Source organism: Nocardia sp. NPDC101769, from assembly GCF_044766925.1.
Classification (GTDB): domain Bacteria; phylum Actinomycetota; class Actinomycetes; order Mycobacteriales; family Mycobacteriaceae; genus Nocardia.
This window is the reverse complement of the sequence record NZ_JBIWMX010000021.1, coordinates 156,697-170,840: the sequence shown is the minus strand read 5'-3', so window position 1 is coordinate 170,840 and position 14,144 is coordinate 156,697. Positions and strand designations below refer to the sequence as shown.

Below are 14,144 nucleotides of genomic sequence, written 5' to 3'. Positions count from 1 at the left end.
TGGTTCCGCCGGCTGCGCATCCGCTGGGAAATCCGCGACGACATCCACGAAGCATTCCTCAGCCTGGCCTGCGGCATCATCTGCTGGCGTCGACTTGTCAACCTCTCACTTTGTTAGGAGTCCTTAGGCCGTAATCGGTGTCGACCAGGGTGGTGAGGCGGCCGGGCAGGTCTGCGGCGGCCCACTCGGCGTGCAGCGCGTCGGCGTCGGAGACGTAGAGGTAGATGGCCGCGGCGGTGCGTTTCGGGTCGTGTTCGTCCCACTCGGTGAGGTGCAGGGATACGCGGCCGCGGTCGGCGAAGCCGTAGCGGGCGTCGCCCTCGTAGGCGTGGACACTGAAACCGAGGCGGCGATAGCGGGCCAGGGCGGCGTCGAGGTCGAGGACCGGGATCACGGGGGCGACGCCCTCGAAGGTGATGTCGTCCGGCATGGAAGCTCCGAAAAATGAAGACGCCGAGGCGTTCCCGGTTCGGGGCGCCTCGGCGTGCTCGTGGTGGGTTACTCGACGCCGAGGGAGACCTCGGTGGATTTGATGAGGACCTTGACGGGCTTGCCGTCGGCGAGACCCAGATCGTCGGCGGCGTCGCGCGTGATGGAGGAGGTGATCTCGTCACCGCCGGTGAGGCGGATGCGCACCACCGCCATGGCCTCGCCGCGGGTGACATGGGTGACTGTTCCATCGAGTTGATTTCGTGTGCTCAGTCGCATGGTGGAGAGCCTAGTCACCGGTGGCCGCCGTTTCGATGGTGGCTGGAAGGTTGCTCTATCAGGTTGCGATCGAATGTGATCTTTCCGTGTGGGTCGGCGGCGCGGGTAGCGTGGCGGGGGTTGGCGTTCGCACGAGGGTTTCGGAGGCGACACGGGCATGGCCGTGCATCGGTGGTGGGAAGATGTCGTGGTGGCGCACGGCAGATTGCCATTGGCATGCCTGCTTCTGGGGTTCATCGTGGGGTTCCTGCTGATCCGAATCAGCGTGCGGCTCATCCGCAAACAGGTGCGCTGGTGGCCGGGCAATGTGCGGGCCGGGGATGTGCACATCCACCACATGGTGTTCGGGGTGATCCTGGTGCTCGGCTCCGGCATGGGGTTCGTGACGCTGTATCAGAGCAGCGTCGGCGTGATCAGTGCGCTGGCCGCGGTGTTCGGGCTCGGCGCGGCGCTGGTGCTCGACGAGTTCGCGCTCATCTACTACCTGCGCGACGTGTACTGGGAGGAGCAGGGCCGCACGTCGGTCGACGCGGTGTTCGTGGCCCTTGCCGTGACCGGGCTGCTGCTGCTCGGTTTCCATCCGCTGTGGTTGCTGGACATCGGCAATATCCGTGATCTCCGGACCGATCAGAATGTGCCCGAGCGGCTGTTCACGATCGTGTTCGCGTTCGGGAATCTGTTGCTGGCGGCCATGGTCATTGCCAAGGGCAAGATTTGGACCGGTCTGTTCGGAATGTTCTTCCCGCCGCTGCTGGTCATCGGCGCGCTGCGGCTGAGCCGCCCGGGCGCACCCTGGGCGCGCTGGCGCTACGCCGCCGGCTCGGGCCTCATGCGGCGTGCGGTGCGGCGCGAGCGCCGCTATCGCCGCCCGGTGATCCGGGCCAAGATCTTCGTGCAGGACCTGCTGGCGGGCAAGCCCGATGCCGCGCACGTGCTCCGCGCCGCCGAGGAGGAGCTGGCCCGGACGGTGGTCCCGGCCCCGCCCGCGCCGCACCCGGCCCACCTGCACCTGCTTCCCGTGCGCAAGCCCATGGATCGGCCCTCCGGGCCCACGTCCGTGGAGCGTCCCCCGGAATCGATAGATAGCCAATAAGTTGCTGACTCTCGGTCGGCGTGTCAGTGTTGACCCATGGGCTACGTTGTCGGCGACTACCTGCTCGATCGGCTCCGGGAACTCGGCGTCACCGACATCTTCGGCGTCCCCGGCGATTTCAATCTGCAGTTCCTCGACCATGTCATCGCCCACCCCGGCATCCGCTGGATCGGCAGCGCCAACGAGCTGAACGCCGGCTACGCCGCCGACGGCTACGCCCGCCTGCGCGGTATCGGCGCGGTCGTCACCACCTACGGCGTGGGCGAGCTGAGCGCGGTCAACGCCATCGCGGGCAGCTACGCCGAGCATGTGCCCGTGGTGCATATCGTCGGTGTGCCCGCCAAGGACGTCCAGGCCGGTCACCGCGTCATCCACCACACTCTCGGCGACGGCGACTTCCACCACTTCCGCCGCATCGCCGCCGAAGTCACCTGTGCGCAGGCCGATCTCGGCGCGGCCGACGCCTGCCCGGAGATCGACCGGGTGCTGAATTCGGTTCGCGTGCACCGCCGTCCGGGGTATCTCATGCTGGCCACGGATACCGCGCGGGTGGAGGTGTCCCCGCCCGCGACGCCGCTGGCGCCGCCCGCCGACTTCTCGAGTGCGGGCGCGCGGGCAGCCTTCGCGCAGGCGGCACGCGAATTTCTCGGCGGCCGTCGGGTGACCGTCCTCGCGGACATCTTCGTCGACCGGGTCGGAGCTACCGACCGGTTGCGCTCCCTGGTCGGCCCGACCCCGGGCCAACCGCACGGACTCCCGCACGCCACCCTGGCCTGGGGCAAGACCGTGGTCGACGAATCCGCCCGGAACTTCCTCGGCGTCTACACCGGCGCGGCCTCCCCGCCGCAGCTACGTGCCGCCGTCGAGGACGCCGACCGCCTGGTGACGGTCGGAGTCCAGTACACCGACAGCATCACCGCGGGTTTCAGCCACCGCATCGACCCGCACCGCACCCTCGATATCGGTCCCGAGCGCACGGTGATCGGGGGAGTCGACGCCTTCGCGCCCCTGTCGCTCACCGCGGCCCTGGAGATCCTCGCCGAGCTCGCCCCCGAGTTCGCTGGTCCCGCACCGGTTCCCGCCCCGGCGGCCGCCGCATCGGACGCCCCGCCCGCCGTGGACGCCCCGCCCGCCGTGGACGCCCCGCTCACCCAGGCCGCCCTCTGGCCCCTGGTCGCGGCGGCGCTGGGCAACAGCAACATTGTCGTGGCCGACCAGGGCTCGGCCTTCTTCGGCCTGGCCACGCTCCGCATGCCGACCGGCATCACCTTTCTCGGCCAGCCGCTGTGGGGCTCGATCGGCTATGCCCTCCCGGCTGCCCTCGGCGCGGGCATCGCCTGCCCGAACCGTCGCGCGGTCCTCGTCATCGGCGATGGCGCGGCCCAGCTTTCGATCCAAGAGCTGGGCATCTGGATCCGCGAGCAGGTGAACGGCGTGATCATCCTGGTCGACAACAACGGCTATGCCATCGAACGCGCCATCCACGGTCCGGCCGCCCCGTACAACGACATCGCCCCGTGGCGCTGGCCCGAACTCCCGCACGCCTTCGGTGGCGACGCCGAGTCCGTCCTCACCCTCCGCGCGACCACGGTCGGCGAGCTGCAACACTGTCTGACAGTCGCGACGGACGAGCAGGACCGACTGGTCTTCCTGCAGGTGATCACCGGCACCACCGACTACCCGCCGCTGGTCTCGGACCTCGCCGCCGCTCTCACCCCCGCGAATACCCGCACGTAGGGGCCGATTAACCGCACGATCCCGGCGTCTGGCACAATGCTCAGGTTGCTTTGGGTGCTCTGTGCCCGGGCACCGCCCAAATATCCGGAGCACGAACCGGTAGAGCACCCTCCCCGGGTAGCCGCCAGGTTCCTCTGTTCGCGCGAACTCCCATAAGGACGGACATGAACACCCTCGACTTCGTCGACGCAAGCTCGCTGCGCAACGACATCCCGGACTTCCGCCCGGGTGACACGGTCAACGTGCACGTGAAGGTTATCGAAGGCAACAAGGAGCGCATCCAGGTCTTCAAGGGCGTCGTCATCCGCCGCCAGAACGGTGGCATCCGCGAGACCTTCACCGTGCGCAAGGTTTCGTTCGGTGTCGGCGTGGAGCGCACCTTCCCGGTGCACAGCCCCAACCTGGACAAGATCGAGGTCGTGACCCGCGGTGACGTGCGTCGCGCCAAGCTGTACTACCTGCGCGATCTGCGCGGCAAGGCCGCCAAGATCAAGGAAAAGCGCTGAAGTAGTCGCAGCTCCCGCTGAGCCGGTGCACGGTTCGGCGCAGGATCGGCAGTCGGCTCGCCGACAACGAGTAGCCCGGCACCGCATGGTTCTTCGCGGTGCCGGGCTACTCTGTTCCGGTGGCAGACGAGAGCGAGTCGGTGACGAAGTCCGGGTCGGGCGATGGCAATGGGGCGGAGACGCCCGAGGCCCCCGGAACCCCCCAGCCGAAGCCGAAGAAGAAGCAACGCCCGTTCTGGCAGGAACTGCCCATCCTGATCGGTTTCGCGGCCCTGATCGTGGCACTGCTGGTGACCTTCATCGGCCGGCCCTACGTCATTCCCTCGCAGTCCATGGAACCCACCCTGCACGGCTGCGCGGGATGCACCGGCGACCGCATCTATGTCGAGAAGCTGAGCTACTACTTCGGCGATCCCGAGCCGGGTGACGTGGTGGTGTTCGTCGGCCCGACCAGCTCGTGGAACAGCCACTACAAGTCGATCCGCTCCTCCAACACCGTGGTGCGCGGGGTGCAGAACTTCCTGTCCTTCTTCGGCCTGGTGCCGCCGGACGAGAACGATCTGGTGAAGCGGGTCATCGCCACGGGTGGGCAATCGGTCAAATGCTGTGACGCGCAAGGCCGGATCCTGGTCAAGGACGACAGCCCCGGCGCCGACTGGAAGCCACTCGACGAGCCGTACGTGAAGTTCAACAACCCCTTCGACGCCCAGCACCCGGACGTGCAGTTCAACGCGGGCGGCCGGGCCTTCCCCGAGATCAAGGTGCCCGCCGGCAACCTGTGGGTGATGGGTGACAACCGCGCCGAGTCCGCCGACTCCCGCTACCACATGAAGGACGAGCTGCAGGGCACCGTTCCGGTGAAGGATGTGCGCGGCAAGGCCGTGTTCAAGATCTGGCCGCCGAGCCGGATGGGCCCGGTCCGGGCGCAGGACCCGCAGTAGAACCGAGAATCGCGGGATAATCGACCGGTGGGGAAGATGGCGAGGGCCGCCGAGACCGGCGTGAACCGGAAGGCGAGCGGCGGCAAGAAGATTCAGCGGATCGACCGCGGTGACTGGCCGCCGCGCGTGGTCATGCGGCAGGCGGGCGGGCTACGCACCCTGGAAGCCGCGCTGATCCGCAGCGGCCTCGGCCCGGTCGCGGGCGTCGACGAGGCCGGGCGCGGCTGCGCGGCGGGCCCGCTGGTGGTGGCCTCCTGCCTGCTGCCACCCAAGGCCTACACCTCCCTCGCCGGTCTCGACGACTCGAAGAAGCTCACCGAGAACGCCCGCGAACAGCTGTTCCCCATCATCAAGCGGCTCGCGCTGGCCTGGGAGGTGGTGGTCATCCCGGCCTGGGAGATCGACGCCATCGGCATCCACGTGGCCAATATCGAGGGCATGCGACGTGCGGTGGCCGGGCTGGATCCGGTGCCCGGCTACGTGCTCACCGACGGTTTCCGGGTGCCGGGTCTCCCGGTGCCGTCGCTGCCGGTGATCGGCGGTGACGCCTCGGCAGCCTGCATCGCCGCGGCCAGCGTGCTGGCCAAGGTGACCCGTGACCGCATGATGGTGGAGATGGACGAGCAATACCCGGGCTACGGGTTCGCCGCCCACAAGGGCTACAACACCCCCGAGCACAATGAGGCGCTGACCCGTCTCGGCATCACCCCCGAGCACCGCCGATCGTGGCGAAACGTCCGGGAGACCGGCCGAGTGGCTACCGACACGGCGTATGCGGGATGATGTTTCTACACCCAGTTGGGCGACAAGGAGGACGTTCCACCCGATGAGCGCCGAGGACCTCGAGAAGTACGAAACCGAGATGGAGCTATCCCTGTACCGCGAGTACAAGGACATCGTCGGGCAATTCTCGTACGTGGTGGAGACCGAACGTCGCTTCTACCTCGCCAATTCCGTCGAACTGCGGCCGCAGAACGCCGATGGCGAGGTGTACTTCGAGGTACGGATGTCGGATGCATGGGTGTGGGACATGTACCGGCCGGCGCGCTTCGTGAAGCACGTTCGCGTGATCACCTTCAAAGACGTGAATATCGAGGAGCTGGAGAAGACCGACCTGCGACTTCCCGACTAGTCCACAAGCCGCAGGTTATCCACAGGCTCACTGTTTTCCCAGTTCGGCATGGCCGGGTCCATCGCGGGCCCGGCCATGCTGGCTGAATGGCACAGCATCTGGCGCTGGGAGCGCAGGGGGAGGAACTGGCCGCGGACTTTCTCCGCGCCGCCGGCATGGAGATTGTCGCCCGCAATTGGCGATGCCGCTTCGGCGAGCTCGACGTCATTGCCCGCGAGGGCGAGGTGACGGTCTTCATCGAGGTCAAAACCCGCCGCACCCTGACCTGCGGCCCACCTGAGGAAGCCGTCACCTACCTCAAGCAACGCCGCATTCGCGAGCTCGCCACCCGCTGGCTGCGCGAACAGAACGGCCCGCATCTGCGCATCCGCTTCGACGTGGTCGCTGTCCTGCTGCGTCCGGGCCGCACCCCGGAGATCCGCCACCTGAAGGCGGTGTTCTGAAATGCCTTTGGGCAGAGCCTATTCCGTCGCCGTCAACGGCGTAGAGGGTCAACTCGTAGAAATAGAAGCCGACATCGGCCAGGGCCTCCCCTCGGTCCATCTGGTCGGCCGCCCCGACACCACCCTCCAGGAATCCCGCGACCGTGTCCGCGCCGCCGTCACCAATACGGGCGAGAAGTGGCCCGACGGCCGCGTCATACTCGCCCTGTCCCCGGCCACGCTGCCGAAGGTCGGCAGCGTGTACGACCTGGCCCTGGCCGGTGCCGTGCTGGACGCCGCCGGGGCGATCCCGTCCAACCGCCTCTCGGATTCGGTGCTGCTGGGTGAACTGGCGCTGGACGGCCGCGTGCGCCGGGTGCGTGGCGTACTCCCGGCGGTACTGGCGGCGCGGAACGCGGGGCGGCGCGTCGTCATCGTCCCGACCGACGCCCTGCCCGAGGCGGGCCTGGTCGACGGCATTCGCGTCCTGGGGGCGTCGACCCTGCTCGAACTACTGGATTGGTTGCGTGGTGGCGGTGAGCTCGCACCTCCCGATCCTGTCCAGCCGACGGGCAAGCCATCGATCGGGGACCTGCGCGAGGTGGTGGGCCAGGACGAGGCGCGCTGGGCCCTGGAGGTGGCCGCGGCGGGCGGGCATCACCTGCTGCTGACCGGCCCGCCCGGCGTCGGGAAAACCATGTTGGCGCAACGGCTTCCGGGGTTGTTGCCGCCGCTGCGCGAACAGGATTCCCTGGAGGTGACCGCGATTCACTCGGTGGCGGGCGCGCTGTCCGACGATGCCCCGCTGATCACCGCGCCGCCGTTCGTGGCGCCCCATCATTCGTCGTCGGTCGCGGCGATGATCGGCGGCGGTTCGGGTTCCGCCCGGCCCGGGGCAGTCAGCTGCGCCCATCGCGGCGTCCTGTTCCTGGACTTTTCCGACCTATTCCCCGCGTGTTCGTGATGTTCGGCGTGGCTATCCGTTCGGCCCAGTAGCCTGCCTTAACTCAGTTTGCTCTTTGTGTTCGTGGCGTTCGCTCAAAGGATTCGGAGGATGCGTGGGTGGTCGGCCGGTCCTCAATGACCTTCGTGTGCAGGAGATCCGGCGAGGTGATGGCCGCACTGCCTTCACCATCCTCCACCCGGACGGACGGGTTCATGACATGGCGGATCGGTTCCTGCGGATGCTGGCCGGTGGCACTATCCGGACATATGCGTATCTGCTGGTCGACCATCTGCGATGGCTGGAAGCGGAGTGCCTGCGGGCGGACACGGTGACGATGCAGGACCTGATGCGCTACATGGGTGCGGTGGGTGCCGAATACGCGGGACCGTTCGGAAGGCCCTGGCGCACAGGGAAATCCGTTTATCGGCAATCGACGCTGGAGACGGCTGCGGCGTGCCTGAAGGGGTTCTACGTCTATCAGGGATCGCGGGGGATCAACCAGGAGCTGACGGGGCAGTTCAAGCAATCGCGATTGCCGACCAAGGCCGACCGGAGTCGGATCTTCCTCGGTCACGTCGTAAATTCGTTGCCCGCCAACCCGTTGCGGCCGTCGCGGCCGATCCGCCGCCATCCGAAGTTGCCGCCAGAGGGAGCCCGCAGCGCGCTGGTCGAGGCGCTGCCGAAGGCCCGTGACCGGATGGTGGTGACCTGGCTTGCCGACGGCGGGTTTCGCATCGGAGAACTGTGTGGTCTGCATCTGGTCGACCTGCACCTGCGCGAAAGCCATGACTGTGGTCAGTGCCGTTCCGCACATGTCCACATCTGTCACCGGGAAACGAACCGGAACCAGGCCCGGGCCAAAACCAAGTATCCATGGACTCTCGATCGCGGAATCATCGTCGGCGGCCTGGTCCGGCGAGTCAGCCCAGCGATGATCCACACCTACTTCGAATACATGACCACCGAATACCCGCGGGACGCCGAGCACGGTCAGTTGCTGGTCCAATTACACGGGCGGAATCTGCATCAACCCCTGGCGCCGGTCGCGGTCCGCAACGTGATCAAGCGGGCCAGCGCCAAGCTCGGATTCAGTCCGATCCGACCTCACGCCTTCCGCCACGGATTCGCCACCGAGGTCCTCGACGCCGCCGGCGGCAACTCCGTGATCGCCCGCGACGCCGGGGGATGGGCTTCAGCGACTACCGTCGAGCAGATTTACGGGCACGTTGACCTGCACGATCCCGCATTCGTCGCAGCCCTCAATCACGTTTGGGGAGCCGAGGCATGATCCCTTTGATCGTGCTGCCCAACGACAACGGGAGTCGTCAAACCCGTGACCGACTCGAGTTGCTCGCCGCGTTGATTGCGGCACCGAGCTTCGATCCGCTCTATCGCGACGACATCATCGAGGTTCCCCGCGACCACCCGGCCTTCGGCTGGGGCTGCCAGGTCGCCGACTGCGAGCGCGTCAAAATGCAGAGCACCCCCACTTGCGCGAATCATCACCTCGAATGGAAGGCCGCCAAAGCCGAGGGACGCAGCCGAGCCGAGTTCCTGGCGGCCGCACAACCTTTGACCGCTCTCTCGGGCACCGATCCGGGAGTCTGCCGGATCTGTCCGGAGAGGCCCGCGGTCGGCGGGCACGAGCTCTGCCGCACACACCTCTACGCCTGGAAGGTCCAGGTCGAGCGGGGCCACACCGATTACGAACACTGGATCGCCAACGAGCCCGCGAAACCAGGCTTCGGGGAATGCCGATGCGTTGTCTGCCCTCATCGCGCGGTCTCGGAACGCTGGGGCCTGTGTTTTCCGCATCACCAGAGGTTCACTCAGCAATTCGGGACTGGGTTGGACCGGGACGTGATGGCCTCAGCGATGAGGAAGTACTACGTCCAAGCCGATCCGACCTATCGGTTCGACCTGATCAACCTGCGCGGCCTGCCGCCGCTGGTTCGCGCGGAGTTCAAGTGGGGGTTGTATGCCCACGCGTTCTCCCAATATCGACGGCAGTGGGACATGAGCCGGTTTCAGAGCCTGATCAATATCTGCCGCCGCCACGGCTACCTGTCCATGGCCGAGTTGGCCGACCATGACTTCAAGACCCGGGGGAAAGCCAAAGGCCTCGAACAGATTTGCAACGAGATGGTCCGTTCGCTGCGCCTGATCTACTACAGCCCGGCTGACACCAAAGAAGCCGGATACATCGAAACCGACCACTTCGGGCGGCGATTCGAACGCTCCACCAGTGCTTATGACCTCACTTTCATCCCGCAACGGTGGTTGCGAGACCTGCTCTGGGACCGCCTGGCCGAGATGCTGCGCTCACCGAACTGCCCCCGCTCTCGCGCCGTCTTCGATCAAACACGCCGCGGCATTGCCGAATTGGCTGCGTTCCTGCAGCTCAACGCGCCCGAGGGCGGCAACAATCCACAGCTGCTTCGAGAGGAGCACGCCCAACAATTCGTCGCCGACCAACGCTACCGGGAACGCCATGGCCTGCACGCGGTCGCGACCCTTCGCTGGATCCGTGATTCCGCGCCCATCGTCACGATCGACCAGCGGCGCAACGTTTTCAACCGGTGTCGGCACCTGCTCTACTGGGCCATCGAAACTGGCCGCGCAGCCGAAATCGGACTCGATTACGCCTTCGCCGCAGCGATTCCTTGGGGCGGGCCGGATCCCAAGAAGAAGCGGAATCCATTCAGCGACAACGTCGCTCGCGCATTGGCCGACGAGACCAACCTGCAACGGCTGGCGGGTCTCGACCCTCTGGATCTCGGGTTGCGTGACATCTGGGAAGCCATCGTCTTGACCGGGCGACGATGCCGGGAGATCACCGAACTCAGGCTCGACTGCGTTGGCCGCTACGGCGGGCTGCCGATTCTCTGGCACGACCAAACCAAGGTCGGAAACCTCAACGAAGGCATCCGCATCCCCGAAAGTCTCTACCAGCGAATCGACGCGCGGCGAGAAAAGACCATCACCCGCTTCGAGCATTGGAACGGACGACTGCCCACTGCGACCGAACGCGCCGCTCTTGCCCTGTTTCCCACCAGAGTTGCCAACCCGGACCTGACCCGCAGCGTCTCCTACACATACTTCCGAAAACCGTTCCGGCAATGGGTCGACGGGCTGGACCTGCCACGGACCGTCGCTCACCAGGCTCGCCACACCTTGGCGACCAACCTGCTTCGCGCGGGAGCCAGCTTGGCCCACATCCGTCGCTACCTGGGACATGTTTCCGAAACGATGGCCGAGCACTACACCAAGGTCGCGCACTCGGACCTGGAAGACATCCTGCAGACGGTCTGGGTTGCGGGCCCGGGCTCGGCCCGACCAGGCGAACTCCTTTCCGACGCAACGACTCCACTGAGCCGGGATGAGGCGATGGCGTTGTCGCTGGATCTGTCGCGACGCAGCACCCCCGCCGAGGGCGGGTTCTGCACGTTCCAGCCCGTCGTCAACGGAGGCTCATGTCCCTGGAAACTCAACTGCGAAAACTGCGATCACTTCGTGCTCTCCGGAGCGGATCTCCTCTACTGGCGCCGCAAGCAGGAGCAATGGCGGTCCATCGCCGAACGCGCGCCGGACGACGCCACCGCGGACTACCTGCACAAGGTCTTCGACCCCACAGCCCGGGCCATCGAGGGCTTGGAGAAGGCGCTGGCAGGTCTCGGCCTGCTGGAGGAAGCCCTGCAAATGGACCTGCGCCGACCGCAAGACTACTTCCACCGAATCTGGTCGACAACATTCCGCGCCACAGAGCTAGCCGAACTCGAAATCAACAGCAGCGGAAGCGATTCCGATCCGGAGACGACATGACAACCGCCGACAGGACCGCCGCGGCAATCGACGCTCGCAGGACGGCGACGAACGGCATGGTCGAGCGAGTCCGCACCGTCATCGCCCAGATGAGCCGCGAGCACGCGAAAGTCACGTTCGCCGGCGTCGCGCGGCGAGCCGACGTCTCCCGCACATTTCTCTACGAGCATCCAGAAGCCCGCAAGCTCGTCGACGAAGCCGTCAACGCCTCCACCAGCCAACGCATGAACGACCGCGCCAAAGAATCCGCGGACGTCGAAGCCAACTGGCGAGAGCGCGCCCTCAACGCCGAAGACGGCCTCAGCGAGACATATCGCGAAATAGCCCAGCAACGCACCACCATCGGCGAACTCCTCGGCCGCATCAGAGATCTCGAGGGCGATCTGCCCGAAGACAGCATCCAAAGACTGATCACCGAAAACACCGACCTGAAGAAGCGTCTGATCGAGCTCACCCAGGCCAACCGAGGACTCACCGACCGGCTGCGGGGCTCGCGCGACAACAACCGCTTCCTCGACAAACGAATCGCTGACCTTGAAGCCACGCTCCTCGATCTTCAACCCACAACCGGACCCGGCTCCCCGCGCCAGAACTAGCGATTCGGTCCGGTAACCGCCTCCACCCACGTCGCGAACATGTTCGTGACGAGAAAGGACTGCTCAGTGACGGCAATGACCGTCGGGCGGTCGGAAAAGTCGAGGAGTGCGCCGAGATCGGCAGCAAGGTCCTCGAAGCGCTGCGAACTCCCTTGGAGGAAGGCGAGGTTCGCATTGCGCGCCGGGACGGGGTGTCGCGTTTCCCGGCCCGTTTCCAGCTCGTCCTTGCGGCCAACCCGTGCCCGTGCGCACCCGCGCGCGATATCGACTGCATCTGCGCGCCCCTGGCCCGCCGCCGCTACCTCGGCAAACTCTCCGGCCCGCTGATGGATCGCATCGATCTCTCGGTGCAGATGCACGCCCAGGCCGCCGGAGCCTTCACCGGCGACGAGGTCGAGAGCAGCGAGGAGGTCCGCGCCCGCGTGACAGCGGCACGGAATGCGGCCGCGAAACGATGGGTCGAACTCGGCATGACCACCAATGCGGAGGTCCCCGGTCACGTGCTCCGCCAACGCTTCCGGTTGCCCCGTGAGGCGCTCGCCCCGGTCGAGAACGCACTCCAGCACGGCCGCATGTCCGCCCGCAGCGCCGACCGCGCCATCAGAGTTGCCTGGACTATCTGCGACTTGCGTGGCGGTGCGGTGCCCAGCGCCCAGGACGTCCTGCAGGCATTGAGCTTTCGACAGCGAGGTGGAGCATGAGCGAGACGACGGACAACCCTGATTCGATGCAGCGCACTGGTGTACGCCACGAATCCATGTCGGCTTCAGGGGATGTGGCGGCGGGAGCGTCGGCTGCGCCGGCCTCTCGAAGTGCTGCCGGTGTGACCGACACCGGACTCGGGCAGCCTGGTTCCCTCGGTATAACCGATTCCGGGTCACGCGCACCCGGTTACGTCGGCGAATTCGGCCGGGGCTCCGGGTGGACGGGGGCGAAGCACGGCGCGAAAGGCGCTGTCGGCGGGGCAGTCGCGGGCGGGGATGCGGAGGAGCGGCGGTTGGCTTGGGTGTATTTGTCGCGGGTGGTGGAAGGACCCTGCGCGGCGTTGTCGGCGTTGATCGGGTCGGTGGGGGTGGTGGAGGCGGCGCGCGCGGTGCGGGAGTGCGCATTGCCCGAGGTGTTGCGGGGGCCTACCGAGTTGCGGCGGGGGATCGACCGGGCGGAAAGGGATGTGGCGTATATCGAGCGGTTGGGTGGGCGGGTGGTGACGCCGGATGATGCGGAGTGGCCGGCCTGGCGGATGCTCGGGCTGGGGCAGTTGGATCCGGCACAGGATGCGGATGCGGCTGTGCCGCTGGTGTTGTGGGTGCGCGGGCCGCGGTCGCTGCTGGAGACCACCGAGCGGGCGATCGCGGTGGTGGGGGCGCGGTGCAGCACCGGGTACGGGAATCATGCGACCGGCGAGATTGCCGGTGAGCTCGCGGCGCGCGGGTGGACGATCGTGTCCGGGGCGGCATTCGGGATCGACGGGATGGCACACCGGGCCGCGCTGGCCGTCGGCGGTATGACGATCGCCGTGCTCGCCTGCGGTCCGGATCGACCGTATCCCGTTCAGCACGATCAGTTGCTGGCCGAGATCGTCGATACGGGTCTGGTGGTCACCGAGTACCCGCCCGGCACCTCCGCGCGCAAACACCATTTTCTGGCCCGCAATCGGCTTATAGCCGCCTTCGCGGACGGCGTCGTGGTGGTGGAGGCCGGGATGCGCAGCGGGGCGCGCAATACGGTGAAATGGTGCCGCCGGCTGGGCCGACCCGCGATGGCCGTGCCCGGCCCGGTCACCTCGGCGGCTTCGGTCGGCTGCCACCGCATGATCCGCGAGGGCGAAGCCTTCATCGTCACCCGCGCCGAGGACGTCCTCGATGAAGCCGGGCCTCTGCGCCTGTCCCTCCCGGGCACGGTCCCACCCAGCCCGGAGGACAACCTCTCCGGCCACGAGGCCGTGGTCTTCGCCGCCCTTCCCAACACCGGTTCCCGCCTGCCTCGTGGGTTGGCCGCCGACACCGGCCTCCCACTGCCCGCAGTCCGTGCAACCTTGTCCGCCTTGGAGATCGCCGGCCTGGTCGCCTGCGACGGAAACGGCTGGTACCGCACCACCCACGGAACCTCGGCCACCGCCGCCATAGTCGCCGCCCACGACCGACATCGCTGACCGACCGGCTCGCTCTCTCAGGACCGCGGCGAAAGTCCAGGCCGGGATGGAGGCTCGAGCCGGCCCGGAAACAACCGTGGCCTGCGTAT

The 14,144-nt window shown here is 66.9% G+C and carries 13 protein-coding genes and 2 pseudogenes; 13 read left to right on the top strand and 2 right to left on the bottom strand.

Going from position 1 to position 14,144, the window contains the following annotated elements:
* Nucleotides 1–97 precede the first annotated feature (97 nt).
* Together ACIRRA_RS29150 and ACIRRA_RS29145 are read right to left on the bottom strand one after the other, a co-directional pair.
* Nucleotides 98–430: a VOC family protein gene (locus ACIRRA_RS29150; protein ID WP_402774521.1), complete on the bottom strand. Its 333-nt coding sequence runs from the start codon at nt 428–430 to the stop codon at nt 98–100.
* A gap of 68 nt (nt 431–498) precedes the next feature.
* A complete protein-coding gene (locus ACIRRA_RS29145; protein WP_402774518.1) occupies nt 499–708 on the bottom strand; it encodes a molybdopterin-binding protein in 210 nt (69 codons plus the stop codon).
* Between the two features lie 157 nt (nt 709–865).
* Here ACIRRA_RS29145 and ACIRRA_RS29140 point away from each other — a divergent pair, with 157 nt between their 5' ends.
* The 13 genes and pseudogenes from ACIRRA_RS29140 to dprA all read left to right on the top strand — a co-directional run bounded on the left by ACIRRA_RS29140 (nt 866) and on the right by dprA (nt 14,055).
* Nucleotides 866–1,801: a hypothetical protein gene (locus ACIRRA_RS29140; RefSeq protein ID WP_402774515.1), complete on the top strand. Its 936-nt coding sequence runs from the start codon at nt 866–868 to the stop codon at nt 1,799–1,801.
* 36 nt (nt 1,802–1,837) lie between these two features.
* On the top strand, nt 1,838–3,538 hold the full coding sequence (locus ACIRRA_RS29135; protein ID WP_402774513.1) for an alpha-keto acid decarboxylase family protein: 1,701 nt from the start codon (nt 1,838–1,840) through the stop codon (nt 3,536–3,538).
* 164 nt (nt 3,539–3,702) lie between these two features.
* Nucleotides 3,703–4,044, top strand: coding sequence for a 50S ribosomal protein L19 (rplS, locus tag ACIRRA_RS29130; RefSeq protein ID WP_040859818.1), 342 nt, complete (start codon nt 3,703–3,705; stop codon nt 4,042–4,044).
* A gap of 119 nt (nt 4,045–4,163) precedes the next feature.
* A complete protein-coding gene (gene lepB / locus ACIRRA_RS29125; RefSeq protein ID WP_402774511.1) occupies nt 4,164–4,985 on the top strand; it encodes a signal peptidase I in 822 nt (273 codons plus the stop codon).
* A 27-nt stretch (nt 4,986–5,012) separates the two neighbouring features.
* On the top strand, nt 5,013–5,768 hold the full coding sequence (locus ACIRRA_RS29120; RefSeq protein WP_402774508.1) for a ribonuclease HII: 756 nt from the start codon (nt 5,013–5,015) through the stop codon (nt 5,766–5,768).
* Nucleotides 5,769–5,811: 43 nt separating this feature from the next.
* Entirely contained in the window at nt 5,812–6,117 is a 306-nt protein-coding gene (locus ACIRRA_RS29115) for a DUF2469 domain-containing protein (protein ID WP_040859817.1), read from the top strand.
* An 86-nt stretch (nt 6,118–6,203) separates the two neighbouring features.
* On the top strand, nt 6,204–6,560 hold the full coding sequence (locus ACIRRA_RS29110; RefSeq protein ID WP_402774505.1) for a YraN family protein: 357 nt from the start codon (nt 6,204–6,206) through the stop codon (nt 6,558–6,560).
* A 1-nt stretch (nt 6,561) separates the two neighbouring features.
* A pseudogene (locus tag ACIRRA_RS29105) lies at nt 6,562–7,473 on the top strand (YifB family Mg chelatase-like AAA ATPase); the annotation flags it as partial.
* A gap of 157 nt (nt 7,474–7,630) precedes the next feature.
* A complete protein-coding gene (locus ACIRRA_RS29100) occupies nt 7,631–8,773 on the top strand; it encodes a tyrosine-type recombinase/integrase (RefSeq protein WP_402774503.1) in 1,143 nt (380 codons plus the stop codon).
* Nucleotides 8,770–11,307, top strand: coding sequence for a tyrosine-type recombinase/integrase (locus ACIRRA_RS29095; protein ID WP_402774500.1), 2,538 nt, complete (start codon nt 8,770–8,772; stop codon nt 11,305–11,307). The genes ACIRRA_RS29100 and ACIRRA_RS29095 overlap by 4 nt, the downstream gene beginning before the upstream one ends.
* Nucleotides 11,304–11,903 (top strand): DUF6262 family protein, encoded by a 600-nt coding sequence (locus ACIRRA_RS29090; RefSeq protein WP_402774498.1) that lies wholly within the window; start codon nt 11,304–11,306, stop codon nt 11,901–11,903. Before ACIRRA_RS29095 ends, ACIRRA_RS29090 begins: the two co-directional genes overlap by 4 nt.
* Nucleotides 11,904–12,001: 98 nt before the next feature.
* Nucleotides 12,002–12,604 (top strand): annotated as a pseudogene (locus ACIRRA_RS29085) (ATP-binding protein); the annotation flags it as partial.
* A 296-nt stretch (nt 12,605–12,900) separates the two neighbouring features.
* The gene (gene dprA / locus ACIRRA_RS29080; protein ID WP_402774497.1) at nt 12,901–14,055 is read left to right on the top strand and encodes a DNA-processing protein DprA; all 1,155 of its coding nucleotides are present in this window, start codon (nt 12,901–12,903) and stop codon (nt 14,053–14,055) included.
* The last annotated feature ends 89 nt before the right edge of the window (nt 14,056–14,144 follow it).

Coding starts and splice junctions, on each gene's coding strand:
- ACIRRA_RS29150 (WP_402774521.1), bottom strand. CDS start 430: ATGCCGGACGACATCACCTTCGAGGGCGTCGCCCCCGTGATCCCGGTC.
- ACIRRA_RS29145 (WP_402774518.1), bottom strand. CDS start 708: ATGCGACTGAGCACACGAAATCAACTCGATGGAACAGTCACCCATGTC.
- ACIRRA_RS29140 (WP_402774515.1), top strand. CDS start 866: ATGGCCGTGCATCGGTGGTGGGAAGATGTCGTGGTGGCGCACGGCAGA.
- ACIRRA_RS29135 (WP_402774513.1), top strand. CDS start 1,838: ATGGGCTACGTTGTCGGCGACTACCTGCTCGATCGGCTCCGGGAACTC.
- rplS (WP_040859818.1), top strand. CDS start 3,703: ATGAACACCCTCGACTTCGTCGACGCAAGCTCGCTGCGCAACGACATC.
- ACIRRA_RS29115 (WP_040859817.1), top strand. CDS start 5,812: ATGAGCGCCGAGGACCTCGAGAAGTACGAAACCGAGATGGAGCTATCC.
- ACIRRA_RS29110 (WP_402774505.1), top strand. CDS start 6,204: ATGGCACAGCATCTGGCGCTGGGAGCGCAGGGGGAGGAACTGGCCGCG.
- ACIRRA_RS29095 (WP_402774500.1), top strand. CDS start 8,770: ATGATCCCTTTGATCGTGCTGCCCAACGACAACGGGAGTCGTCAAACC.
- ACIRRA_RS29090 (WP_402774498.1), top strand. CDS start 11,304: ATGACAACCGCCGACAGGACCGCCGCGGCAATCGACGCTCGCAGGACG.